The 23,146-nt window shown below is 74.0% G+C and carries 20 protein-coding genes, 2 tRNA genes and 1 pseudogene; 7 read left to right on the top strand and 16 right to left on the bottom strand.

The features are described 5' to 3' along the window. Together ACFRAR_RS34600 and ACFRAR_RS34595 are read right to left on the bottom strand one after the other, a co-directional pair. Nucleotides 1-1,281, bottom strand: a pseudogene (locus tag ACFRAR_RS34600) (hypothetical protein); the annotation flags it as partial. 94 nt (nt 1,282-1,375) lie between these two features. Further along, nucleotides 1,376-2,377 carry an SMI1/KNR4 family protein gene (locus ACFRAR_RS34595; RefSeq protein ID WP_380703600.1) on the bottom strand — a complete coding sequence of 334 codons (1,002 nt, stop codon included), beginning with the start codon at nt 2,375-2,377 and terminating at the stop codon, nt 1,376-1,378. 450 nt (nt 2,378-2,827) lie between these two features. On the opposite strand from ACFRAR_RS34595, the gene ACFRAR_RS34590 reads away from it, so the two are divergent. Together ACFRAR_RS34590 and ACFRAR_RS34585 are read left to right on the top strand one after the other, a co-directional pair. Continuing rightward, complete coding sequence (locus ACFRAR_RS34590) at nt 2,828-3,289, top strand: YwqJ-related putative deaminase (protein WP_380703598.1); 462 nt, start codon at nt 2,828-2,830, stop codon at nt 3,287-3,289. A 61-nt stretch (nt 3,290-3,350) separates the two neighbouring features. Continuing rightward, nucleotides 3,351-3,878, top strand: a complete 528-nt coding sequence (locus tag ACFRAR_RS34585; protein WP_380703602.1) for an SUKH-3 domain-containing protein — start codon at nt 3,351-3,353, stop codon at nt 3,876-3,878. Between the two features lie 104 nt (nt 3,879-3,982). Here ACFRAR_RS34585 and ACFRAR_RS34580 read toward each other — a convergent pair whose 3' ends face one another. Further along, on the bottom strand, nt 3,983-5,254 hold the full coding sequence (locus tag ACFRAR_RS34580; RefSeq protein WP_380703596.1) for a sensor histidine kinase: 1,272 nt from the start codon (nt 5,252-5,254) through the stop codon (nt 3,983-3,985). Nucleotides 5,255-5,512: 258 nt separating this feature from the next. On the opposite strand from ACFRAR_RS34580, the gene ppc reads away from it, so the two are divergent. Further along, on the top strand, nt 5,513-8,311 hold the full coding sequence (gene ppc / locus ACFRAR_RS34575) for a phosphoenolpyruvate carboxylase (protein ID WP_380703594.1): 2,799 nt from the start codon (nt 5,513-5,515) through the stop codon (nt 8,309-8,311). Nucleotides 8,312-8,378: 67 nt separating this feature from the next. Here ppc and ACFRAR_RS34570 read toward each other — a convergent pair whose 3' ends face one another. From ACFRAR_RS34570 to ACFRAR_RS34545, 6 genes are all read right to left on the bottom strand, one after another. Next, complete coding sequence (locus ACFRAR_RS34570) at nt 8,379-8,702, bottom strand: hypothetical protein (RefSeq protein ID WP_380703592.1); 324 nt, start codon at nt 8,700-8,702, stop codon at nt 8,379-8,381. Between the two features lie 149 nt (nt 8,703-8,851). Then, on the bottom strand, nt 8,852-9,430 hold the full coding sequence (gene pth / locus ACFRAR_RS34565; RefSeq protein WP_380703590.1) for an aminoacyl-tRNA hydrolase: 579 nt from the start codon (nt 9,428-9,430) through the stop codon (nt 8,852-8,854). Nucleotides 9,431-9,537: 107 nt separating this feature from the next. Further along, nucleotides 9,538-10,125 carry a 50S ribosomal protein L25/general stress protein Ctc gene (locus ACFRAR_RS34560; RefSeq protein ID WP_380703588.1) on the bottom strand — a complete coding sequence of 196 codons (588 nt, stop codon included), beginning with the start codon at nt 10,123-10,125 and terminating at the stop codon, nt 9,538-9,540. Nucleotides 10,126-10,404: 279 nt separating this feature from the next. Next, nucleotides 10,405-11,382: a ribose-phosphate diphosphokinase gene (locus ACFRAR_RS34555; protein ID WP_380703586.1), complete on the bottom strand. Its 978-nt coding sequence runs from the start codon at nt 11,380-11,382 to the stop codon at nt 10,405-10,407. Nucleotides 11,383-11,585: 203 nt separating this feature from the next. Next, nucleotides 11,586-13,040: a bifunctional UDP-N-acetylglucosamine diphosphorylase/glucosamine-1-phosphate N-acetyltransferase GlmU gene (gene glmU, locus ACFRAR_RS34550; protein WP_380703584.1), complete on the bottom strand. Its 1,455-nt coding sequence runs from the start codon at nt 13,038-13,040 to the stop codon at nt 11,586-11,588. Between the two features lie 143 nt (nt 13,041-13,183). Beyond that, nucleotides 13,184-13,254: transfer RNA gene (locus ACFRAR_RS34545), tRNA-Gln, on the bottom strand. A 247-nt stretch (nt 13,255-13,501) separates the two neighbouring features. Between ACFRAR_RS34545 and ACFRAR_RS34540 the strand changes: the two genes are divergently transcribed. Together ACFRAR_RS34540 and ACFRAR_RS34535 are read left to right on the top strand one after the other, a co-directional pair. Beyond that, on the top strand, nt 13,502-14,533 hold the full coding sequence (locus ACFRAR_RS34540) for an acyl-CoA desaturase (protein WP_380703582.1): 1,032 nt from the start codon (nt 13,502-13,504) through the stop codon (nt 14,531-14,533). 212 nt (nt 14,534-14,745) lie between these two features. Next, on the top strand, nt 14,746-15,348 hold the full coding sequence (locus tag ACFRAR_RS34535; RefSeq protein ID WP_224285115.1) for a TetR/AcrR family transcriptional regulator: 603 nt from the start codon (nt 14,746-14,748) through the stop codon (nt 15,346-15,348). Between the two features lie 34 nt (nt 15,349-15,382). Here the strand turns inward: ACFRAR_RS34535 and ACFRAR_RS34530 are convergent, their stop codons facing one another. Next, nucleotides 15,383-16,174 (bottom strand): methyltransferase domain-containing protein, encoded by a 792-nt coding sequence (locus tag ACFRAR_RS34530; RefSeq protein WP_380703579.1) that lies wholly within the window; start codon nt 16,172-16,174, stop codon nt 15,383-15,385. A gap of 111 nt (nt 16,175-16,285) precedes the next feature. Between ACFRAR_RS34530 and ACFRAR_RS34525 the strand changes: the two genes are divergently transcribed. Beyond that, nucleotides 16,286-16,783, top strand: a complete 498-nt coding sequence (locus tag ACFRAR_RS34525) for a MarR family winged helix-turn-helix transcriptional regulator (RefSeq protein WP_380703577.1) — start codon at nt 16,286-16,288, stop codon at nt 16,781-16,783. 42 nt (nt 16,784-16,825) lie between these two features. On the opposite strand, the gene ACFRAR_RS34520 is transcribed toward ACFRAR_RS34525, so the two are convergent. The 5 genes from ACFRAR_RS34520 to ACFRAR_RS34500 form a co-directional block, all read right to left on the bottom strand. Next, on the bottom strand, nt 16,826-17,839 hold the full coding sequence (locus ACFRAR_RS34520; protein WP_380703575.1) for a LuxR C-terminal-related transcriptional regulator: 1,014 nt from the start codon (nt 17,837-17,839) through the stop codon (nt 16,826-16,828). A gap of 352 nt (nt 17,840-18,191) precedes the next feature. Next, nucleotides 18,192-19,169, bottom strand: a complete 978-nt coding sequence (galE, locus tag ACFRAR_RS34515) for a UDP-glucose 4-epimerase GalE (RefSeq protein WP_380703573.1) — start codon at nt 19,167-19,169, stop codon at nt 18,192-18,194. Between the two features lie 201 nt (nt 19,170-19,370). Next, a complete protein-coding gene (locus ACFRAR_RS34510) occupies nt 19,371-20,039 on the bottom strand; it encodes a LuxR C-terminal-related transcriptional regulator (RefSeq protein ID WP_380703571.1) in 669 nt (222 codons plus the stop codon). A 170-nt stretch (nt 20,040-20,209) separates the two neighbouring features. Continuing rightward, nucleotides 20,210-20,285: transfer RNA gene (locus ACFRAR_RS34505), tRNA-Thr, on the bottom strand. 102 nt (nt 20,286-20,387) lie between these two features. Then, nucleotides 20,388-20,891: a winged helix-turn-helix transcriptional regulator gene (locus tag ACFRAR_RS34500; protein WP_380703568.1), complete on the bottom strand. Its 504-nt coding sequence runs from the start codon at nt 20,889-20,891 to the stop codon at nt 20,388-20,390. A gap of 169 nt (nt 20,892-21,060) precedes the next feature. Here ACFRAR_RS34500 and ACFRAR_RS34495 point away from each other — a divergent pair, with 169 nt between their 5' ends. Then, a complete protein-coding gene (locus ACFRAR_RS34495; RefSeq protein WP_380703566.1) occupies nt 21,061-21,657 on the top strand; it encodes a flavodoxin family protein in 597 nt (198 codons plus the stop codon). Between the two features lie 13 nt (nt 21,658-21,670). Here the strand turns inward: ACFRAR_RS34495 and ACFRAR_RS34490 are convergent, their stop codons facing one another. Further along, on the bottom strand, nt 21,671-23,041 hold the full coding sequence (locus ACFRAR_RS34490; protein ID WP_380703564.1) for an MFS transporter: 1,371 nt from the start codon (nt 23,039-23,041) through the stop codon (nt 21,671-21,673). Between the last annotated feature and the right edge of the window lie 105 nt (nt 23,042-23,146).

Here is a 23,146-nt window from a genome sequence, read left to right as displayed (position 1 = left end):
GTGCTTCAGTCCGGCGGGCGGAGGCGGCGGCGGGGCGGCGGCCGCGCCCCGGCCGAGCCCGGCGGGGGCGGGGCCCGCACCGGCGGAACCGGCGGGGCCGCCGCGCAACCCGGCCGGCGGGGGCGGAGGCGGAGCGGAGGCCGCGCCCCGGCCGAGGCCGGGCTGCGGCACGGCGCCTTCCGAGGCACCGGGAACGGGGGCACCAGGAACGGGGGCGCCGGGAACCGGAGCACCGGGGGCCGGCGCGCCCGGCAGACCCGCCAGGCCGGGCAGGCCGCCGGGCGGAGCCAGCATGGTCGGCGCGTGCTCCACCTGCGGGCCGCCGACGGGCGGGGCGGCCGGAGCACCCGGCAGGCCCATCAGGCCCGGCACGGCCTCCGGCGGCGCGAGCAGCGTGGGCGCCGGCTCCACGGCCGGGGCGGGAGCCGGGGCCTGCGGCACCGGCGGGGCGACGGGCGGCGGGACCGGCGGCAGGCCGGGGCCCCCGCCCGTCGGCGGCATCAGCATCGTCGCGGCCTCGGCACCGGCCGGGGCCGCGGCCGCGGGCAGGTCCGAGCCGGTGGTCCGCAGCCCCTCGGACATCAGGACGGTCCCGGCCTCGTCTCCGGCCGGCACCGGCGCGGGTGCGACCGGCGCGGCCGGTACCGGGACCTGCGGCTGCGCCGCGACGGCCGACCCGTCGTGGCCGGACGGCGGCGCGAGCATGGTCGGCGCGTCACCGGCGGGCCGGTCGGAGACCGGCGGCTCGGTCAGCACGGCCCGCGCGGTCGGCACCACGGCGGGCGGCGCCTCGACGGGCGCCGGGGCAGCGGCGACGGCCGGAGCCTCGACAGCCGCACCCGCCGCACCCGCCGGAGCCGTCCCGAGCCGCTCCGCCTCGGCCGCGATCGCCGCGGCCCCGGCCTCCTGGAGCCACTGCGGCGGGCTGAGCAGGAAGGACGTCGCCTCCACCGGCCCGGGCGCGGGCTTCGCCGCCCCGGCCGGGTTGGCCGCCACCGGCCGCCCGTAGATCTCCTCGTACTGCCGGACCACCTCGTTGACGGGCAGCGCGGGCCACAGCGTGCTGGCGCCCGAATCCCGGGCGATCACCAGCCGCGCCTCGCCCGAGCTGCCCGCACCGACCGTGCGGCTCGCGGCGTCCGGGCCGTCGGCGGGCGCCACGGCCCAGCAGACGAAGCCCAGGTCGAACTCCCTGACCCGTACCTCGCGCTGCTGCGAGCGCGGCACCCCGCCGTTGATCCACTCCTCGGCGAGCTCCTGCGCCTGCGTGTACGTCACCACGCCCGGTTCACCCCTGTCCGCATCCTCTTCGTCCCCCGTTCCACCGGCGCCACCGGCACCACTGCGATCACCGACACCACCGCGACCACGCGCCTCAGCCCACCGGGACGGCCCGGGCGAACCCGCCGTCCACCATCAGCTCCGCGACCGACTCCAGCTCAGGCGGGCTGCCCGCCAGCCGCAGCAGGAAGGCGTCGAAGTCCTCGCCGCAGGGCAGCAGCAGCCGCGCGCACCGGCTCTCCGGGGCCTCCGGGGCACCCGTGTCGCGGGCGTCGTCGTACAGGTGGAACCAGACCGAACCGGCCCGCTCGCCGCGCACCTTGAGCGCGACCAGGCCGCCCTGCGCGTAGGCGATGCCCAGGTAGTCCTTGGTCAGGTGGTCGCGCAGACACTTGTTCGTGTACACCAGGTCCGTGGTGCCGTACTCCTCGGTGAGCGTCAGGAACGGCTGGTCGAGCAGCAGTCCGAGCTCGGTGTCCAGCCCCACGCCGACCGGGGCGCGGCCGCCACCCAGCTTGAGGAAGGTGCGGTAGGCGTCGGGCAGCCGGTAGCCGAGACGCTGCTCGGCGCGCTGCACCAGGTCCTCGGGGACGCCGTTCGGGGCGCCGCCGTCCTTGGCCAGCGAGAAGTGCACCGCACGGCGCTCCTGCAACGGGCGGGTGCCGCGGCGGGTGTGGTCGGCGCCGGAGGTGGCCAGGCCGCCGTGGTGCCGCAGCAGCGCCTTGACCTCGACCGGGACGAGCTCCATCCGCCGCCAGCCGGGGGCGGCCCGGCCGACCGCGTGGTGCCAGGTCCAGCCTGCCGGGGTGGCGACGGCGGTCGTCAGATCGGCCCAGAGCGGGTGACCCTGGGTGTAGAGCGCGGCGTTCGCCGAGACGTAGTCGGTCAGCCGCAGTTCGTCCACGCCGAAGCCCTGCGGCGGGTCGGCCACCTCGGCCACGGCGGCGGCGTACGGACCGAAGTCCGGGTAGCCGTACTCGTCCACCCTGACCCCGGCGGGGTGCCGCTCCGCGCGGACCGGGTCCGGGAACTGCACCACCTGACCTGCGTACGCCGCGTTCGGTGCGGCGGCGACGCCGGGCCGACCTGTCGTCATCTGGGAGCCCCCACTGGCTGCTGCAAATACGGTGCCTGCTGGGCACCAGCCTAGGGCCTGCCCTCAACCCCTCAGCTGCCAGGCGACCACCGACATCTGCCAGGCCGCCACCCGACAGCCTCGGGCCCGGCCGAAGCCCCGAACCCCCGTTCAGGACGACCCGATACGCCACGAAGGCCCGTGGACCACCGCCAACGGCGCCCGCACCGGGCCGAGTTGCCCGCACGCTACCGCCCGCACCCCGGCCCGGAGGCCGTTTCGGCAGATCAACGGACAAGTCATGACGAGGTCGTGCACATTCGGTCGGGATCGGGTGCCCACCCGGCCGGTCCGTCGCGGCGCCGGCCACCGCCGCACCCCGGATGTGCGGTTGTCGGTGTCGTTTGACAGGCTTGCCCCGGACCGGCCCGGTCACCCCCGGCCCACGCCGGGTTACGAGGAGGAGGACGGATGACCACCGGTGAGCCGGCGGGCCCGCCCGTGCTGCGCCACCACCGCGACAGCCTGCTGCCCGCCGTCGCCGCCGCGCTGTCGCTCAAGGGCGGCGAGGTGCACACCCTGGCGGGCGACAAGGACCCCCGCCGCCCGGTCCTGCACCACCTGGTCGCCGACTTCCTGGACGCCCTGCCGAGGGAGGCCCGCGAGCGGTTCACCGGCCGCTGCCCGGAGGCCGTCCTGCTCTCCCAGTACCTGACCACGGTCGACGGCAACCGCTCCAAGCGCGCCGCCCGCAAGCCGATGACCCTGCACGAGGCCCGCAAGGCGCTCAAGGGTTCCCGGATGACGACCGTTCGCATCCGCGAGGAGGGCGACCCGGCGCACGGCAGCCACGCCCCGCCGTGCCGCTCCTGCGCTCCGATGCTGGAGCACTTCACCGTACGGAGCGTCGCCGTCGGGCCGCCCGCGAACTGACCGGCCGAGCCGCCGGCACGTCCCCCGTCCCCCAGCCCTGGAGCCCGCCCTGAACCCGCCGATCCCGCCCGCGCCGGCCACCCTCTCCCCGGCCGGCGCCCGGACCCGCCCGCGCTTCGCCGCCGATGTCGCCGCCGAGCTCAAGGCGGCCGGCTGGCACCCCGGCCGCTGGCAGATCCGGCAGGCCGAGGAGTGGGCCGACACCCTGGCCGGGTACGGCGCGCCCACCGGCGTGCGGCACGCGGTGTTCCCGGCGGCGGTGGAGGCCTGGGCCGAGTTCGGCGGCCTCGCCTTCGACCTGTCCGGCCCCGGCCGCCAACTGGCCCGCACCCCGTTCCTGATCGACCCGCTGTGCGGCCTGCACCAGCCGCGCACCCTGCTCGACCTCGGCCGGGCCCTGGGGGCGCAGCTGGCCCCGCTCGGCGAGGAGGCGTACGGGCAGGCGCTGCTGGCCGTCGACGAGGAGGGCCGGGTCTACAGCCTGGACCACGCCGGCGAGTGGTTCCTCGGCCACGGCATCGACCAGGCGATCTCCACCCTGGTCCTGGGCACCGCCCCGGAACGGCTGCGCACCCCGGACGAGTACTGAGCACCGGTCAGCGCTGAGCGGGGCTCGACAGCGGCCCGGCCCGGGCCCGATGTGACAACCCCCGGCCCGACGTGACGAGCCCGGCCCGACGCGAGAGCCCGGGCTCAGCGCAGCCGCTCCGCCCGTACCGCCAGCCGCGACGGCAGCACCGCCTCGATCCGGAACCCGCCGTCCGCCTCCGGCCCGGAGGAGAAGGTGCCGCCCAGCGCGATCACCCGCTCCCGCATCCCGACCAGCCCGTTGCCCCCGCTGGGCAGTTGCGCCGCGCCCTTCTCCCCGCCCGGACAGGCGTTCACCACGGCCACCCGCACCCCGTTCGGCGCGTACGACAGCAGTACGGACACCTGCGCGCCGCCGGCGTGCTTGTGCGCGTTGGTCAGGCCCTCCTGGACGACCCGGTAGGCGGTCTGCTCGGCCTCGCCGGTGAACTCCTGCCGGCTGCCGCTGACCGTCAGCGTCACCGCCATCCCGGCCGCCCGGGACTGGTCGACCAGCCGCGGCAGCCCCGCCAGCGAGTCCGGCTCCGGCTGCCGCGCGTCGTCCATCCGCAGCACCCCGAGGATCTCGCGCAGCTCGTTCAGCGCCTGCCGGCCCACCTCGCCCATCAGCTTGGCGCTCTGCGCGGCCTTCTCCGGATCCTTGACGACGATCCGCTCCAGCGCCCCGGAGTGCACCACCATCAGCGACACCCGGTGCGCCACCACGTCGTGCATCTCCCGGGCGATCCGGGTGCGCTCCTCCAGCCGGGCCCGGCGGGCGCGCTCCTGCGCCTGTTCGGCCAGCAGGTCCAGCTCGGTCTCCAGGCCGTGCGCGCGGTCCTGGAGCGACTCGATCAGCCGTCGCCGCGCGCCCACGTACAGTCCGGTCACCACCGGAGCGACCGTCAGCCCGACCGCCACCATCAGCGACAGCAGGATCTGGCCCCACAGCGGCGGCGGCTCCACCGGCGGCGAGTCGCCGCCGGTCATCAGCGACACCGCCATCACGGCGGCCGCCTCGGCGAAGGCCAGGGTGGACAGCGCCACCACCCGCCGGCGCCGCGAGGGCCACTCCCAGGTCGACGCCAGCGTGTACAGCGCCACCACCAGCAGCAGCACGCCCAGCATTCCGGGCATCACCAGCAGCGTCACCAGCACCGGGACGGCCGGCCAGCGCCGACGCAGCACCAGCGAGCCGCCGGCCGCCGTGCCGAGCACCGCTATCGCGATCGCGCCCGCGGTGCTCACGTGCATCCGGGAGGAGAGGAAGGCGATCGTGCTGACCGCGCATTCGAGCGCGGCGAGCAGCGCCAGCCCGATGTCCAGGAAGGCGCTGCGCGGCCGCTTCCACCACCAGAACGACCGGACCGGCACGCGCTCCCCAGGCGACTTGCTCATGCCCCACAGGGTAAGCGGCAACCCCCTCCCCTCCCCACCGGGATTGCCCGGTACACCTCCCGAACCCGTCAAGTGGTCCAGACCACGGGTGGTTTTCGGCAGCCCTGTCCGCCATCCGGCCACCTCGCGGACAGCACCCGCCCCGACACCTATGCTGGTCGCGTCGGACAGCGCGGTCCGCACTCGTCACACCCGCCACACCGTGTGGAAACGTGACGATGAGCCGTTGCCGAACCCCACCACCACAGGGAGCCAGCCGTGACCGCTCCGGTCCCCACCCCGGCGGACAGCCCCACGCCCGTCGTCGCCGACAATGCCGCCCTGCGCGCGGACATCCGCCGCCTCGGCGACCTGCTCGGCGAGACGCTGGTCCGCCAGGAAGGCCCCCAGCTGCTGGGCCTGGTCGAACAGGTCCGCCTGCTCAGCCGCACCGACGGCGAGGCCACCGCCGAACTCCTCTCCGACATCGACCTGGACACCGCCGCCAAGCTGGTCCGGGCGTTCTCCACCTACTTCCACCTCGCCAACGTCACCGAGCAGGTGCACCGCGGCCGCGAGTTCGCCACCCGCCGCGCCCGCGAGGGCTCGCTGCTCGCGCAGACCGCCGACCAGCTCGCCGAGGCCGACGCCAAGCACCTCCAGGACACCCTGACCCACCTCGCGGTCCGCCCGGTCTTCACCGCGCACCCCACCGAGGCCGCCCGCCGGAGCGTCCTCAACAAGCTGCGCCGGATCGGCGAGCTCCTCGACCGCATCCACCGCGACGAGGTCACCTCCGGCCTGGCCGCCGCCGACCAGGCCCGCACCAGCAGCGCCAAGCGCTCCGCCGACCGCCGCCTGGCCGAGGTCATCGACCTGCTCTGGCAGACCGACGAGCTGCGCATCGCCCGCCCGGAGCCCACCGACGAGGCCCGCAACGCCGTCTACTACCTGGACGAGCTCTACCGCGAGGCCGTTCCCGAGGTCCTGGAGGAGCTGCACGAGGAGCTCGCCCGGGTCGGCCTCAGCCTGCCCGACGGCGTCCGTCCGCTGACCTTCGGCACCTGGATCGGCGGCGACCGCGACGGCAACCCCAACGTCACCCCGCAGGTCACCTGGGACGTCCTCAACCTCCAGCACGAGTACGGCATCAAGGACGCGCTCGCCGCGATCGACGACCTGCGCAACACCCTCTCCACCTCCGAGCGGCTGGCCGGCGCCTCGGTCGAGCTGCTCGCCTCGCTCAACACCGACCTGCACCTGCTCCCCGAGCTCAGCCCGCGCTACAAGCGGATGAACGCCGAGGAGCCCTACCGCCTCAAGGCCACCTGCATCCGGCTCAAGCTGGAGAACACCCGCGAGCGGCTGGCCGGCGGCACCCCGCACGTCGAGGGCCGCGACTACCTCGGCACCCGCGAGCTGATCGCCGACCTGCACCTGATCCAGGACTCGCTGCGCGCCCACCGCGGCGAGCTGATCGCCGACGGCCGCCTCGCCCGCGCCATCCGCACCGTCGAGGCCTTCGGCCTCCAGCTCGCCACCATGGACGTGCGCGAGCACGCCGAGGCCCACCACCACGCCCTCGGCCAGCTCTTCGACCGGCTCGGCGAGGAGGCGTGGCGCTACGCCGACATGCCCCGCGAGTACCGGCAGAGGCTGCTCGCCAAGGAGCTCCGCTCGCGCCGCCCGCTCGCCCCCACCCCGGCCCCGCTGGACGAGGCGGGCACCAAGACCCTCGGCGTCTTCAACACCATCCGCGAGGGCTTCGAGCGCTTCGGCGACGAGATCGTCGAGAGCTACATCATCTCGATGTGCCAGGGCGCCGACGACGTCTTCGCCGCCACCGTGCTGGCCCGCGAGGCCGGCCTGATCGACCTGCACGCGGGCCTCGCCAAGATCGGCATCGTGCCGCTGCTGGAGACCACCGAGGAACTCCAGCAGGCCGACCGCATCCTCGACGAGATGCTCTCCGACCCGTCCTACCGCCTGCTCGTCTCGCTGCGCGGCGACGTCCAGGAGGTCATGCTCGGCTACTCCGACTCCTCCAAGTTCGGCGGCATCACCACCTCCCAGTGGGAGATCCACCGCGCCCAGCGCCGGCTGCGCGACGTCGCCCACCGCTACGGCATCCGGCTGCGCCTGTTCCACGGCCGCGGCGGCACCGTCGGCCGCGGCGGCGGCCCCTCGCACGAGGCCATCCTGGCCCAGCCCTGGGGCACCCTGGAGGGCGAGATCAAGGTCACCGAGCAGGGCGAGGTCATCTCCGACAAGTACCTGCTCCCCTCCCTCGCCCGGGAGAACCTGGAGCTGACCATCTCCGCCACGCTCTCCGCCTCCGCGCTGCACACCGCCCCGCGCCAGGCCCCCGAGTCGCTGGCCCGCTGGGACGCCGCCATGGACCAGGTCTCCGAGGCCGCCCACACCTCCTACCGCGCCCTGGTCGAGCAGGAGGACCTGCCGAAGTACTTCTTCGCCGCCACCCCGGTCGACCAGCTCGCCTCGCTGCACCTGGGCTCCCGCCCGTCCCGCCGCCCCGACTCCGGCGCCGGCCTGGACGGCCTGCGGGCCATCCCGTGGGTGTTCGGCTGGACCCAGTCCCGGCAGATCGTCCCCGGCTGGTACGGCGTCGGCTCCGGCCTGGCGGCCGCCCGCGCGGCGGGCCTGGGCGACGTGCTGGACGAGATGTACGGCGAGTGGCACTTCTTCCGCAACTTCCTGTCCAACGTCGCCATGACGCTGGCCAAGACCGACCTGCGGATCGCCGCCCACTACGTCGAGCAGCTGGTGCCCGGCGAGCTGCGCCACGTCTTCGACGAGATCAAGGCCGAGCACGCCCTCACGCTGCGCGAGGTGCTCCGGCTCACCGGCGAGAGCGAACTGCTGGAGCACAACCCGGTGCTGAAGCAGACCTTCGCGGTCCGCGACGCCTACCTCGACCCGATCTCCTACCTCCAGGTCGCGCTGCTGCGCCGTCAGCGCGAGGAGCTCTCGGCCGGACGCCACGACGACCCGCTGCGCGCCCGCGCGCTGCTGCTGACCGTCAACGGCATCGCCGCCGGCCTGCGCAACACCGGCTGACGGCCGGACCCGCGAACGGCCGAGGGCCGGTGTCCCGGACGGGACACCGGCCCTCGGCCGTAGGTTCCTACTCGGCGCCCTCGCCCGCGCGCCGGCGCTTCAGCCACAGCGCCGCGCCGCCGGCCGCGACCACCAGGCCGCCGCCGACCGCCAGCAGCCCCGCATCGGCGCCCATCGAGTCGCCGAGCACCGGCCCGAGCTGCGCGGCCGCGGGCTCCGGGGAGACGCCCGGATCGGGCTCCGCCACCGACTCCGCGTGCGCCATCGCGCCGCCCGACAGCAGGACCCCTGCCGCCCCCAGCGCACCGGCCGTACCGACCCGCCGCCCGAGCTGCTTCAGCTTGACCACCCGGCCCCGCCGCACTCGGCGGACCGGACGCAATCCCCGCATCGAGAACTCCCCAGGACTCGTTCGCGTACCAGGCCGACGCTATCCGATCCCGCACAGGGTTCTCACACCGATTCAGGTTTGGACGGCCAAGCGTTGTACGACTGTTGCGTACCCCGCGCGCGCCGCCTTGACGTGGAGTCAGCAGCCCCTCAGGAGTTGTACGAGCCCTGCGCCCGCTCCAGTCCCTCGGACAGCAGCGCCTCCACCGCGTCCGCCGAGCGGTCCACGAACCACTCCAGCTCCTTGCGCTCGGCCGAGGAGAAGTCCTTCAGCACGAAGTCCGCGACCTCCATCCGGCCCGGCGGACGGCCGATCCCGCACCGCACCCGGTGGTAGTCCGGACCCAGCGACTTGGTGATCGACTTCAGCCCGTTGTGGCCGTTGTCCCCGCCGCCCAGCTTCAGCCGCAGCGTCGCGTAGTCGATGTCCAGTTCGTCGTGGACCGCGACCAGCGCCGAGGCCGGCGCCTTGTAGAAGTCGCGCAGCGCCGTCACCGGCCCGCCGGAGAGGTTCATGAAGGACATCGGCTTGGCCAGCACCACCCGCTTGCCCGCCAGCCGTCCCTCCGCCACCTGGGCCCGGCTCTTGTGCGCCTTGAACCTGGCACCCATCCGCTGCGCCAGCAGGTCCACCACCATGAAGCCGATGTTGTGCCGGTTCCGGGCGTACTGCTCCCCGGGGTTGCCCAGCCCCACCACCAGCCACGGGCCCTCGTACTCGTCCGCCATGTCCCTCTGCCCTCTCCTTCGCGCTCGTCGTCATCATCCCGGACACACCGCTGCCCCGGGCGCTCCGACGGGAGCGACCGGGGCAGCGGTCACGGCTGGCGCGAGGCTCAGGCCTCGGCGCCCTCGGACTCGGCGGCCTCGTCCTCGGCCGGGGCGGCCTGGGCGGCGATGACCTGGAGGACGACGGCGTCGCCCTCGACGGCCAGGGAGACGCCGGCCGGCAGGACGATGTCCTTGGCGTGGACGGAGGCACCGGCCTCCAGGCCCTCGACCGAGACGGTGATGGCCTCGGGCAGGTGGGTGGCCTCGGCCTCGATCGGCAGGGCCTGCAGGACGTGCTCCAGCAGGTTGCCGCCGGCGGCGAGCTCGCCCTCGGCGTGGACCGGAACCTCGACGGTGACCTTCTCGCCGCGCTTGACCAGCAGCAGGTCGACGTGCTCGATGCTGCGCTTGATGGCCTCGCGCTGGACGGCCTTCGGCAGCACGTACTCGTCCTTGCCCTCGATCGGCACGACCAGCAGGGCGTTCGGGGTCTTCAGGGCCATCATCAGGTCGTGGCCGGGCAGGTTCAGGTGAACCGGGGCGTGGCCGTGGCCGTAGACGACACCGGGGACGAAGCCGGCGCGGCGGGCGCGACGGGCGGCACCCTTGCCGAACTCGGTGCGGGTCTCAGCGGCAATACGGATCTCGGACACGACTGCACTCCTCGTGGAAATGGCGCGGGGGTGCAGGCAACGCGAAAAACCGCCGGGACCACACCCTCAGTACGTTCGGGGGTCACTCGGCGGCAACGGCCTGCCGGTGGACGGGAATCCGGCACCGGCAGCGCGTCGATCACGGAGCGGGCGCCCGTCGTGCAGGCGCACGGCATCCCTCGCCGAGCAGTTTCACGAGTCTAACCGCACCTGCGGCCTCCCGCGAAATCGGCGGCGGCCCCGGTCCGTGGGGACCGGGGCCGCACGCACGGGCCTTCGTCAGTGCACGCCCTCGAAGAGGCTGGTCACCGAGCCCTCCTCGAACACCTCGCGGATCGCGGCGGCGATCGACGGGGCGATGGACAGGGTGGTGATCTTGTCCAGCTGGAGCGACGCCGGGGTGGGCAGCGTGTTGGTGAACACGAACTCGCTGACCCGGGAGTTCTTCAGCCGGTCCGAGGCCGGGCCGGAGAGCACGCCGTGGGTGGCCGCCACCACGACGTCCGCGGCGCCGCTGTCGAACAGCGCGTCGGCCGCGGCGCAGATGGTGCCGGCGGTGTCGATCATGTCGTCGACCAGCACGCAGACCCGGCCCTTGACGTCACCGACGACGTCGGCCGACAGGATGGTGTTGGCCTGGGTGATGTCGCGGCGCTTGTGGATGATCGCCAGCGGGGCGTCCAGCCGGTCGCACCACTGGTCGGCGACCTTCACGCGGCCGGCGTCCGGCGAGACGACGGTCAGCTTGGAGCGGTCCACCTTCCCGCCGATGTAGTCGGCCAGCAGCGGCAGCGCGAACAGGTGGTCCACCGGGCCGTCGAAGAAGCCCTGGATCTGCGCGGTGTGCAGGTCCACGGCCATCAGGCGGTCGGCACCGGCCTGGCGCAGCAGGTCGGCGATCAGGCGGGCCGAGATGGGCTCGCGGCCGAGGTGCTTCTTGTCCTGGCGGGCGTAGCCGTAGAACGGCAGGATCGCGGTGATGCTCTTGGCGGAGGCCCGCTTCAGAGCATCGATCATGATCAGCTGTTCCATGATCCACTGGTTGATGGGAGCCGTGTGGCTCTGCATCACGAAGCAGTCCGCGCCGCGCGCGGAGTCCAGGAAACGGACGTAGATCTCGCCGTTGGCGAAGTCCAGGGCCTTGGTGGGGACCAGCTCGGTCCCGAGCGCCTCGGCCACCTCCCTCGCCAGCTCCGGGTGGGCACGGCCGGAGAAGAGCTTCAGCTTCTTCTCACCCGACGTCGTGATCCCGCTCACTGCACCGTCTCCTCGCGTTGCGAACGCTGAACCCTCGACCCGGCGAAGGGCAGGCAGGGCCCGCTCGCGGCACGGGTAGGGGAAATGTCGGTACGCCTGGACACGGGCGGTAAGCCCAGTGGCGCACGTATGTCCCCCAGGTTACGCGCCCGCGCAGAAACCGTCCGCCTCGGGACCCGGCACCCGGGCCCCGAGGCGGTGGCTCAGGCCTGCTCGGCCCCGTCCAGCGCCGCCTTCGCGGCCTGCGCGGATACCGTCCCGGGGCGCTTGCGCTCGACCCAGCCCTCGATGTTGCGCTGCGTGGCGCGGTTCACGCCGAGCGCCCCGGCCGGGACGTCGGTGGTGATCACCGAACCGGCGCCGGTGTAGGCGCCGTCACCGACGGTGACCGGGGCGATGAACATGTTGTCCGAGCCCGTGCGGCAGTGGGCGCCGATCACGGTGCGGTGCTTGTTCACGCCGTCGTAGTTCACGGTGACCGAGGCGGCGCCGACGTTGGTGCCCTCCCCGATCGTGGCGTCGCCGATGTAGGACAGGTGCGGCACCTTGGCGCCCTCGCCCAGCTCGGAGTTCTTCACCTCGACGTAGGTGCCGACCTTCGCCTTGCGGCCCAGCTTCGCCCCCGGCCGCAGGTAGGCGTACGGACCGGCGGTGGCCAGCTCGCCCACCTCGGCGCGGTCGGCCGTGGTGTTGCTCACCCGGGCGCCGGCGCCGACGAGGGTGTCCTTCAGCGTCGAGTTCGGGCCCACCTCGCAGCCCTCGCCCAGGTGCGTGGCGCCCTGGAGCTGGGTGTTGGGGAGCACGACCGCGTCCGGCTCGTACGTCACCTGCACGTCGAACCAGGTGGTCGCCGGGTCCACCACGGTGACGCCCTCGCGCATCGCCCGCTCCAGCAGGCGGTCGTTCAGCAGCCGGCGGGCCTGCGCCAGCTGGACCCGGTCGTTGATGCCCAGGATGTCCCGGTGGTCCTCGGCCACCACCGCGCCGACCCGGTGGCCCGCCTTGCGCAGGATCTCCAGGGTGTCGGTCAGGTACTCCTCGCCCTGCGAGTTGTCCGTGGTGATCCGGCCCAGCGCCTCGACCAGCAGCTTGGCGTCGAAGGCGTAGACGCCCGAGTTGATCTCGGCGATCGCACGCTGGGTGGCGCTGGCGTCGCGCTCCTCCACGATCGAGAGGACCGTGCCGTCCTCGTCGCGCAGGATGCGTCCGTAGCCGTGCGGCTCGGGCACGACGGCGGTCAGCACGGTGCCGCCGTTCTGCTGGGCCTCGTGCGACTGCGCCAGCTGACGCAGGGTCTCCACGGTCAGCAGCGGCGAGTCCCCGTAGGTGACGATGACGGTGCCGTCCAGCGCCACGCCGTCGGCGGCCAGCGACTCCAGCGCCACCCGCACGGCGTGCCCGGTGCCGTTCTGCTCCGCCTGCACGGCGGTGCGCGCGGCCGGGTAGTGCTCCGACAGGTGCGCCACGACCTGCTCGCGCTGGTGGCCGACCACCACGACCAGCTGGCCGGGCGTCAGTTCCCGGGCGGCCGAGACCGCGTGACCGACCAGGGAGCGCCCGCACACCTCGTGCAGCACCTTGGGCAGCTTGTTCGACTTCATCCGGGTCCCGCCACCGGCGGCGAGCACGACAACGGCGGCGAGCGAATTGGCACCCATGCGGGGAGGCTCCTCGGTAGGTTCACGGAGAGGGCAGAGCAGGCCCGGACCGGACCCAGGCCGGTCGCCATACGCACAGTCCGCCGAGCAGCACCGACAATACCGGCGCGGGGGAAGACGCCCGAACCCGAGGCGCGCAAAGGCTCCGCCGCTAGGATTCGAACCCAGACAAAGGCCTCCAAAGGGCCCTGTGCTGCCATTACACCACGGCGGACAGTCGTGTCAGACCCTACCGGAGACGGCCCTGCCGTGGGTATCGACTTGCCATGATCCGCGGGCCCGGTTCCGCCTCCGCCGACCCGCCCGCGGGGCCCTCGGTTCATCCGGCCGGCCGGGCGAATTCACTCAAGCGCCCCGAACCGGCGTGTTCCCCTGGACACGGAGCGCAACCTACGATGCCGTAGGTTACGCCAACGTAGGTCCTCTTCTGTCCCGTTCCGGGACGCCGCAAAGGGACGCCCATGACCATCCAGGCAGGCGAGGCGCGCGCGGGGAACACCGCGTCCCCCACTCCGTCTCCCGACTCCGATCCCGCCGAGACCTCCGACCACGACGCTCCCCCCGGCCCCGCCACCGCCGCCACCCGGCTGTCCGCGACCCGGGGCGGGGAGAAGCAGGGCCCGGCCGAGCGGATCGCCCTCTCCCTGTTCATCCTGGTGCCCTTCGCCGCCCTGGTCGCCGCCGTCCCGGTGGCCTGGGGCCGCGGCCTGGGCTGGACGGACCTCGCGATCACCGTCGCCATGTACTTCCTCACCTGCCACGGCATCACCGTCGGCTACCACCGCTACTTCACCCACGGCGCGTTCAAGGCCGACCGCCCGATGCGCCTGGTCCTGGCGATCGCCGGGAGCCTCGCGGTCGAGGGCCCGCTGGTGCGCTGGGTGGCCGACCACCGCAAGCACCACCGGTTCAGCGACAAGGACGGCGACCCGCACTCGCCGTGGCGCTACGGAGAGAGCGTCCCGGCACTGGTGAAGGGCCTGTGGTGGGCCCACATGGGCTGGATGTTCGACGAGGAGCAGACCCCGCAGCTCAAGTACGCCCCGGACCTGGTGCGCGACCCGGCGCTGCGGCGGATCTCCCGGCTGTTCTGGCTCTGGACCACCATCTCGCTGCTGCTGCCCGCGCTGGTCGGCGGCCTGGTGAGCCTGTCCTGGGAGGGCGCGCTGTCCGCCTTCTTCTGGGGTTCGCTGGTCCGGGTGGCGCTGCTGCACCACGTCACCTGGTCGATCAACTCGATCTGCCACGCCGTCGGCCGCCGCCCCTTCCGTTCCCGGGACCGCTCCGGCAACGTCTGGTGGCTCGCCGTCCTCTCCTGCGGGGAGTCCTGGCACAACCTGCACCACGCCGACCCGACCTCGGCCCGGCACGGGGTGCTGCGCGGGCAGATCGACTCCTCGGCACGGCTGATCCGCTGGTTCGAGCTGGCCGGCTGGGTCCGGGACGTCCGCTGGCCGGACGCGCAGCGGATCGCCGCCCGCCGCGCCGCATGAAGCGGCGCTTCCAGCATGATGTAGGGGTGAACGGGAGCAGCGCAGACAGCACAGGCGGTCACCACAGCACGCGGACGGACGCGGCCCCCGCTACGGCGCCGGCCCGTCCGCGGGCCGCTGCACCGGCGGCCGCCACCACCGGAGGAGGTCCGGACCGGGGCGCCGGCGGCGGCTCGGCCGCGGCCCCGCGCCGCCGGGGCGGCCGGGTCCGGATGACCGGCAAGCAGCGGCGCGAGCAGCTGCTGGAGATCGGCCGGACGGTCTTCGCGGAGCGCGGCTACGACGGCACCTCGGTGGAGGAGATCGCCGAGCGCGCCGGGGTGTCGAAGCCCGTGGTGTACGAGCACTTCGGCGGCAAGGAGGGCCTCTACGCGGTGGTGGTCGACCGCGAGATGCAGCTGCTGCTCGACATGGTGACCGGGGCGCTGACCGGCGGGCACTCGCGGGAGCTGCTGGAGCAGGCCGCATTCGCCCTGATGGACTACATCGACACCTCGACGGACGGCTTCCGGATCCTGGTCCGGGACTCCCCGGTGGCCCAGTCCACCGGCACCTTCGCCTCGCTGATCAGCGACATCGCCACGCAGGTCGAGGACATCCTGGGCCTGGAGTTCAAGTCGCGCGGCTTCGACGCCCGGCTGGCGCCGATGTACTCGCAGATGCTGGTCGGGATGGTCGCGCTGACCGGGCAGTGGTGGCTGGAGGTCCGCAAGCCGGACAAGGCGACGGTGGCGGCGCACCTGGTGAACCTGGCCTGGCACGGGCTGGAGGGCCTGGAGCGGCACCCGAAGCTGGTCGGCGAGCGCAAGGGCTGACCGGGCCGGGGTCGCCCCGCCCGGCCCCGGGGCCTCAGCTCCGGGTGGCCACCGCGAAGATCCGCCGGAACGGGAACACCGTCCCGTACGGCCCGGCCGGGTAGGCCTCGCGCAGCAGCCGCCCGTACTCGGCGAGGAAGGCGGCCCGGTCGGCCGGGTCGGCGAGCCGGGTGAGGACCGGGCGCAGCGCGGTGCCCTTGACCCACTCCAGGACCGGGTCCGGCCCGGGCAGCAGGGTGCGGTAGGTGGTCTCCCAGACGTCCGGGCGGCAGCCGGCGGCGGCCAGCGCGTCGAGATAGCGCTCGGGCGGGTGGACGCCCACCCGGACGGCCTCCTCGCCGAGCGCGTCCCGCCAGCGGGCGCTGCGGCGCAGGTCGGCGAGGAGGGTGTGGCTGGGGGCGTCGAAGTTGCCGGGCACCTGGAGGGCGAGCACGCCACCGGGTTCCAGGGCGTCCGCCCAGCGCGGCAGCAGCGCCAGGTGGCCGTCCACCCACTGGAGGGTGGCGTTGGAGACGATCAGGTCGGGCCGGGCCGGGGCCGGGTCGTAGTCACGGGCGTCGGCGAGCAGGTACTCGGCACCGGGTTCGCCCTCGGCGCGGGCGGTGGCGAGCATCGGGGCCGAGTTGTCGACACCGGTGAGGCGGGACCGCGGCCAGCGCTCGCGCAGCACGGCGGTGGAGTTGCCGGGGCCGCAGCCGATGTCCAGGATCACCTCGGCACCGGGGTGCGGGAGGTCGGGGACGCGGGCGAGCAGCTCGCGCAGCGGGCGGGTGCGTTCGTCGGCGAAGCGAAGGTACTGCGCCGGGTCCCAGACGGGGCTGGTCATGGCTCACCTCGAAAGTATCTCGATATCAAGATATCTCCCGTTAGCCTTGCTGGCACATTTCTCGATGTCAAGAGACTTCACATCGACACATCCACCGATACACTGATCGTCATGGAGGACGAGGTCGACAGGCTGGTCGCAGCGTGGCGCCGGGAGCGCCCCGACCTCGACGTGGAGCCGCTGGAGGTGCTCAGCCGGGTCAGCCGGCTCGCCCGGCACCTGGACCGCGCGCGCCGCACCGCCTTCGCCGAGCACGGCCTGGAGCCGTGGGAGTTCGACGTCCTGACCGCCCTGCGACGGGCGGGCTCCCCGTACCAGCTCTCCCCCGGCCAGCTGCTCACCCAGACCCTGGTCACCTCCGGCACCATGACCAACCGGATCGACCGGCTCACCGTCAAGGGCCTGGTCAAGCGCCTGCCCGACCCGGACGACCGGCGCGGCGTCCTGGTCCGGCTCACCGACGACGGCCGCGACCGCGCCGACCAGGCGCTCGCCGGGCTGCTCGTGCACGAGCGCGAGCTGCTCGCCCAGCTCACCTCCGGTCAGCAGGGCGAACTCGCCGCACTGCTGCGACTGCTGGTCGCCCCGTTCGACAACATCCCGGGCTGACGGCCGCCCGGGCCGGGGGACACCCGGCCGGTCGACGCCCCCTCAGGACCGTTCGACGGTGCTCGCCACCGGGGGCGGCGGGGGCGCGGCCGGCTCGGCGGGACTGACCCCGGCCCGGCGGGCGACCGCGACGGCCGCCAGCGTGGAGTGCACCCCGAGCTTTCCCAGCACGTTCTGCATGTGCGTCCGGACGGTGTGCGGCGACAGGTAGAGGCGCTCCGCGACGGCCTGCCGGCCGAGACCCGCGACCATACAGCGCAGGATCTGCTTCTCCCGCGGGGTCAGGGTGTCCACCAGCCGTTCGCTCTCGGTGCGGTCCCGCCGGGCGGTGGTGAGCTCGCGGATCACCCCGGTGAGCAGCGCGGGCGGCAGATGGGTCTCGTCCCGCAGCACACCCCGGACCACGGCGAGCAGCCGGGCCAGCGAGCTCTCCTTGGCCACCCAGCCGGTGGCGCCCGCGTGCAGGGCGCGGGCTGCGCGGTGCGGATCGTCGGCGGCGGCCAGCACGACGGCGCGCAGCCCGGGGTGGGCGCGGCGGAGCCTGACCAGCAGGGTGATGCCGTCCGGCGGCGGGGCCGCGGGTCTGAGCTGGTCGCCCCGCAGCGGGTCCACCACCGGCCGGGCGCCGGGCGGCAGCGGGGCGGGCATCCCCGGGTGTACGGCCGGCCGGCGCGACTGCGGCACCGGCGGGGCCGCCCGCCGCCGGGCCTCCTCGGCCTGCTCGGCACCGGGTCGGCGGCGGGCGGGCACACCGGGGGCTCCTGGCGCTGCCGACGGCCCCGGCGCTCCGAGCGCTCCCGGTGCTCCCGGCGTTCCGTACGGACCGACCGTCCCGACCGCCCCGGCCGCCCCGGCCGCCTCGGCGCCGAGGTCGGCGTCAATCAGCGCCACGTCGTAGGCCCGGCCCTCGCCGGCCGCCCGCTCCAAGGCCCGCTCGGCGGCGGCCGCACTGCCCGCCGCCCCCACCTCCACGTCCGGCTCGGCGGCGAGCGCCGCGGCCAGTGCCTCGGCGAAGATCCGGTGGCCGTCGACCACCAGGACCCGAATCCGCCCCATCGTCCCTCCCCTGCTCAGAGCGCCCGAGCCCGGGGCGGGACCAGTCCGGCTTCCGCGTTCCGGACCCGCCGCTCCGCCCGCCCACCGGTGGCCGGTGAGGCCGAAAGGGCGCCGGCCCCCACCGGTACCGCACTCAGCCTACGGGGCGGGAAACACGCACGTGGCGATTCGGTGAAGTTTCGTCAGAAAGTGCACAGACAAAAGGACTTGAGTCCTATGGAAGGCCCGCGACGGGCCCGCGGCCGGACGTTCCGGCTGCGGGCCCGGCCCGATGTTCCCCCCCAACCCGCCGCCGCTCAGGGGGCGTTGCTCAGCGGCCTTTGCTCAGCGGCCCCTGCTCGGCGGCTGCCGCTCACCGGCCGCGCTTCGCCAGGGTGAACTCCCAGGCGTCCGCGACGATCTCGTCCAGGTTCGGGCGGCGCGGCGTCCAGCCCAGCGCCTCGTGAGCGCGGGCGGCCGAGGCCACCAGCACCGCCGGGTCGCCGGCCCGACGGCCCGCCACCTGCACCGGGATCTCGCGGCCGGTGACCCGCTTGACCGACTCGATCACCTCGCGCACCGAGAAGCCGCTGCCGTTGCCCAGGTTGCAGATCAGGTGCTCACCCGGCTCGGCCGCGTCCAGCGCCAGCAGGTGCGCCTCGGCCAGGTCGGCGACGTGGATGTAGTCGCGGACGCAGGTGCCGTCCGGGGTCGGGTAGTCGTCGCCGTACACCGCGATGTGCGGACGCAGGCCCAGCGCGGCCTGGAAGACCAGCGGGATCAGGTGCGACTCGGGATCGTGTCGCTCACCGAACGAGATGCCGGAGGAACTGCCGTACGCACCGGCCACGTTGAAGTAGCGCAGCGACACGGCGGCCAGCCCGTGCGCGACGGCCTCGCTGGTGATCAGGTGGTCCACGGCGAGCTTGGTGGCGCCGTAGGTGTTGGTCGGCGCGGTGCGGGCGGTCTCGGCGATCGGCACCGCCTCCGGCTCCCCGTAGGTGGCAGCGGTGGACGAGAACACCAGCTTGCGCACGCCCGCCGCGCGCATCGCGCCGATCAGCTCCAGCGAGCCGGCCACGTTGTTGCGCCAGTACTTCTCCGGGTCCGCGACCGACTCGCCGACCTGCGAGGAGGCGGCGAAGTGCAGCACCCCGTCGAAGGAGCCGTCCAGCACCTTGTCGGCCTCCTGGATCCGGCCCTCGACGAACTCGGCACCGGCCGGGACGCCCTCGCGGAAGCCGGTGGAGAGGTCGTCCAGGACGGTCACCCGGTGCCCCGCCTCCAGCAGGTGGGCAGCGACCACGCTGCCGACGTAGCCGGCGCCACCCGTGACCAGGTACTTACTCATGTTGCGACCTCCAGCGAACGACGGTCCGCCCGGCGGGCGGGTGCCGTCGACGGAATGCGTACGACTGGGGCCATTCTCCCAATCCGTCGGGATGCTCCGGACCATGCGGACGGCCGCCTCCGGCCTTCTCACCAACTCCTCAGCCCCGGAGGCCCGGCGGGACCGCGGCCGGCTGCCCACCCGCCCTCCCCGGCCGGCTTCTCAGCCCCCGGCCAGCCGCTCCAGCAGACCGGTGCGCGCCGCCACCGCGGCCGCTTCCAGCCGGGTCCGCGCGCCGAGCTTCATCAGCACCCGCTGGACGTGCGTCCGGGCCGTGCTGGCGGCGATCCGCATCCCGGCGGCGATCGCCGCGGTGTCCTCGCCGTCCGCGATCCGGGCCAGCACCTGCACCTCACGGCGGGTCAGCAGGCGCAGCAGCCGGACGGCCTCGTCGTCCGGTTCGGGTGCCGGGCGCAGCAGTTGGTCGAAGGCGCCGCGCAGGATGTCCACCGCGACCGCGGCCTCGCCCGCGCGCGCCCTTCCGATGGCCCGCTCGACCACCTCGATCCGCTCGTCGCTGGGCACGTACCCGGCCGCTCCGGCCGCGAACGCCCCCGCCACGCCTCGTAGTTCACCCACCGGGCCGAGCACGATCACGGCCACCTCGGGGCGTTCGCGGCGGATCCGGCGCAGCCCGTCGAAGGCTCCCGGCTCTCCCGGGGCGGACACCCCCAGCAGGCACACCTCGGGTCGCCGCCCGACCACCAGGTCGGCGGCGGCGCCGGCCGGAGAACCGACCGCGAGCACCCGGTGGCCGCGCAGCTGGAGCGCGGTGGCCAGCGCCTCGGCCAGCAGCCGGTGGTCGTCCACCACCACGAGTCGAACACCCATGACACCCTCCCGGTCGGGGTCCGGCTCGCGCCCGCACCCCTCGGGCGGGCGGCCGATGACGCACCATCACAGCGCATTCCGTGCCCGACCCGCTAGGCCGTGGCGTGTCGGCGGTGCGGAACCGGCCGGGGAACGCGAAAGACCCCCGCCGCGAGGCGAGGGTCTTTCAGTGGAGCCCCCATGCGGAATCGAACCGCAGACCTTCTCCTTACCATGGAGACGCTCTACCGACTGAGCTATAGGGGCTTGCTCGGTCGCCCGGTGTCTCTCCGGGCCGCTCGAACAAGGAAGACATTACACGGCCGTCGGCCCGGAAGGGAAATCGACTCCTCCGTCCGCCCGCACCTCTCAACCCTCGGGGTGCGCCGCGTCGAACGCCTCGCGGGCCGCCGTCATCCGCTCGGTGCTCCGCTCCGTCCACCGGCCGATCGGCGCGACCAGTCCGGCCAGCTCGCGGCCGAGCGGCAGCAGGTCGTAGACCACCCGCGGCGGCGTCTCCGGGAAGACCGTGCGGAGCACCAGCCCACTGCGCTCCAGGTTGCGCAGGGACTGGGTGAGCATCTTGCGGCTGACCCCGCCGACCCCGCGCTGGAGTTCGGAGAAGCGCTGCGGCCCGCAGGCGAGGAGGCTCATCAGGATCAGCATCGACCACTTGTCGACCAGCTCGGCGAACACCTCGCGGCTGGGGCAGAGCCGGGCGAACACATCGAGTTCCTGCCCGGGCTCCCAGCCCTCTCCGGGGCAGGCCTCCCGGCCGCCCTCCCGGCTGTCCTCCCGGCCGGCGCCCGGCGCTTCCCGCCCCTCGGGCCGTCCGGTCCGGGTCCGGGTCCGGGGCGCTTCCTCCGTCGTCATGCCTCCAGGGTAGCCCGGCCGGTCTCCAATCCACTCTTGGTAACTAATAGAGACCTGGTCTATATTCGAGACCGAACCGGGTCGAGGGCACGGGCCACCGCGGTGCGCCCACCCCGAACCGTCCCCGCGCTTGCCCGTCGGCCCGCGCCCACCCCCCTTGGAGTGCCGCATGACCGCCATCCGTCCGACCGTCGCCCTCGCCTACCACTCCGGCTACGGCCACACCGCCGTGATCGCCGAGGCCGTCGCCCGCGGCGCCGCCGAGGCCGGTGCCGAGGTCGTCTCGATCGCCGTCGACACCATCACCGAGGAGCAGTGGGCCCAGCTGGACGCCGCCGACGCGATCGTCTTCGGCTCCCCCACCTACATGGGCACCGCCTCCGGCGCCTTCCACACCTTCGCCGAGGCCACCAGCAAGCGCTGGTTCACCGACGTCTGGAAGGACAAGATCGCGGCCGGCTTCACCAACTCCGGCTCCAAGAACGGCGACAAGGCCGCCACCCTCGGCTTCTTCCAGACCCTCGCCGCCCAGCACGGCATGCACTGGGTCAACCTCGGCCTCAAGCCCGGCTGGAACTCCACCACCGCCTCCGAGAACGACCTCAACCGCCTCGGCTTCTTCAACGGCGCCGCCGCCTCCTCGCCCACCGACGCCGGCCCGGAGGCCGTCCACAAGGCCGACATCGCCACCGCCGAGCACCTGGGCGCGCGCGTCGCCCGGCACACCGCCGTGGTGCTGGCCGGCCGCGCCGCCCTGGCCGGCTGAGCCCCCGGCACCGCTACGCCGCCGGGTCCGTCCCCCACCGGGGCACCCGGCGGCGTCCGCCGTCGGACGGCCTGTCCGCCGACCCGTCCGTCGGCCCGCCCACCGAACCGAGCTCCGCGCCGATGGTCTCCGGCAGCAGCCGCAGACACCCCAGGGCCAGCACCCCCAGCACCGCCAGGTACCAGCCCACCGGCTGCGCCGTCCCGTACACCCCGGTCAGCCGGGTGGCCACCAGCGGCGTCGTCGCACCGCCGATCACCCCGCCCAGGTTGTACGTCAGCGCCGCACCCGTGTAACGCACCCGGGTCGGGAACAGCTCCGGCAGGAACGCCGCCACCGGGCCGAACATGCAGCCCAGCACCGCCATCGCCCCCGCCAGCGCGACGAACATCAGCGGCCGGCTCACCGTCTCCAGCAACGGGAACAGCACCAGCGACCAGACCGCCGCCAGGACCGTCGCCCACCGCAAGGTCCGCCGCCGTCCCCACCGGTCACTGCGCGAGGCGCTCAGCCACACCGTCGCGGCCATGCCCGCCGCACCGACCAGCAGCATCGACAGCACCAGCGTGCTCGCCACCCCCAGCCCGGTGGTCGCGTACGCCAGCGTGTACGTCGTGGTCAGGTAGAACAGCGCGTACCCCACGGTGATCGCCCCGCCGCCCGCCAGCACCGGGCGCCAGTGCTCGCGCAGCACCTCCAGCACCGGCAGCCGCTCCCGCCGCCCCGCCGTCCGGAACAGCGGCGACTCCTCGACCCGCAGCCGCACGAACAGCCCCACCGCGACCATGACGAACGAGGCCAGGAACGGCACCCGCCAACCCCACACACGGAACGCCCCTTCGTCCAAGCCGAGTTGCAGCGCCAGGAACACCCCGTTCGCCAGCACGAACCCGATCGTCGGCCCCAACTGCAGGAACCCCCCGTACCGCCCCCGCCGCCCCGCCGGCGCGTTCTCCGCGATCAGCAGCGCCGCCCCGCCCCACTCCCCGCCCAACCCGACGCCCTGGCACACCCGCAGCACCACCAGCGCCGCCGGCGACCACCACCCCCACACCCCGAACCCCGGCAACAGCCCCACCGCCGCCGTGGCCAGCCCCATCAGCAGCAGCGACACCACCAACGTCGCTTTCCGCCCCACCCGGTCGCCGAAGTGCCCGAACACCACCGCCCCCACCGGCCGGGCCAGGAACGCCACCGCGTACACCGAGAAGGCCGCCAACAGCGCGCCCACCGTGCCCAGTTCGGGAAAGAACACCGGCCCGAACACCAACGCGGCCGCCGTCCCGTAAATGAAGAAGTCGTAGAACTCGATCGCCGTCCCGATCAGCGCCGCAGCCGCCGCCCGCCGCAACTGCCCTACCCGCCAAGCACCCTCCGCATCCATACCACCACCCTCGCCACCCCCGCCCCCACCCCACCAGCCGCCACCCGAGTGACCCCGGCGCACACCCACGACCCCCGCGCCGCCACCACGCGCGAGGGCGCCGGG

Origin of the sequence: Kitasatospora sp. NPDC056651, from assembly GCF_042792155.1 — a bacterium.
Taxonomy (GTDB): domain Bacteria; phylum Actinomycetota; class Actinomycetes; order Streptomycetales; family Streptomycetaceae; genus Kitasatospora.
This window is presented reverse-complemented; position numbering and strand designations above follow the sequence as displayed.

What these genes read in the sequence shown, in the direction of transcription:
- ACFRAR_RS34510 (WP_380703571.1), bottom strand. Translation starts at nt 20,039, where the DNA reads ATGGGTGTTCGACTCGTGGTGGTGGACGACCACCGGCTGCTGGCCGAG.
- glmU (WP_380703584.1), bottom strand. Translation starts at nt 13,040, where the DNA reads ATGGGTGCCAATTCGCTCGCCGCCGTTGTCGTGCTCGCCGCCGGTGGC.
- ACFRAR_RS34500 (WP_380703568.1), bottom strand. Translation starts at nt 20,891, where the DNA reads ATGACGACGGAGGAAGCGCCCCGGACCCGGACCCGGACCGGACGGCCC.
- ACFRAR_RS34570 (WP_380703592.1), bottom strand. Translation starts at nt 8,702, where the DNA reads ATGCGGGGATTGCGTCCGGTCCGCCGAGTGCGGCGGGGCCGGGTGGTC.
- ACFRAR_RS34535 (WP_224285115.1), top strand. Translation starts at nt 14,746, where the DNA reads ATGACCGGCAAGCAGCGGCGCGAGCAGCTGCTGGAGATCGGCCGGACG.
- ACFRAR_RS34580 (WP_380703596.1), bottom strand. Translation starts at nt 5,254, where the DNA reads ATGAGCAAGTCGCCTGGGGAGCGCGTGCCGGTCCGGTCGTTCTGGTGG.
- ACFRAR_RS34540 (WP_380703582.1), top strand. Translation starts at nt 13,502, where the DNA reads ATGACCATCCAGGCAGGCGAGGCGCGCGCGGGGAACACCGCGTCCCCC.
- ACFRAR_RS34520 (WP_380703575.1), bottom strand. Translation starts at nt 17,839, where the DNA reads ATGGGGCGGATTCGGGTCCTGGTGGTCGACGGCCACCGGATCTTCGCC.
- pth (WP_380703590.1), bottom strand. Translation starts at nt 9,430, where the DNA reads ATGGCGGACGAGTACGAGGGCCCGTGGCTGGTGGTGGGGCTGGGCAAC.
- ACFRAR_RS34525 (WP_380703577.1), top strand. Translation starts at nt 16,286, where the DNA reads ATGGAGGACGAGGTCGACAGGCTGGTCGCAGCGTGGCGCCGGGAGCGC.
- ACFRAR_RS34590 (WP_380703598.1), top strand. Translation starts at nt 2,828, where the DNA reads ATGACCACCGGTGAGCCGGCGGGCCCGCCCGTGCTGCGCCACCACCGC.
- ACFRAR_RS34495 (WP_380703566.1), top strand. Translation starts at nt 21,061, where the DNA reads ATGACCGCCATCCGTCCGACCGTCGCCCTCGCCTACCACTCCGGCTAC.
- ACFRAR_RS34490 (WP_380703564.1), bottom strand. Translation starts at nt 23,041, where the DNA reads ATGGATGCGGAGGGTGCTTGGCGGGTAGGGCAGTTGCGGCGGGCGGCG.
- ACFRAR_RS34530 (WP_380703579.1), bottom strand. Translation starts at nt 16,174, where the DNA reads ATGACCAGCCCCGTCTGGGACCCGGCGCAGTACCTTCGCTTCGCCGAC.
- galE (WP_380703573.1), bottom strand. Translation starts at nt 19,169, where the DNA reads ATGAGTAAGTACCTGGTCACGGGTGGCGCCGGCTACGTCGGCAGCGTG.
- ACFRAR_RS34595 (WP_380703600.1), bottom strand. Translation starts at nt 2,377, where the DNA reads ATGACGACAGGTCGGCCCGGCGTCGCCGCCGCACCGAACGCGGCGTAC.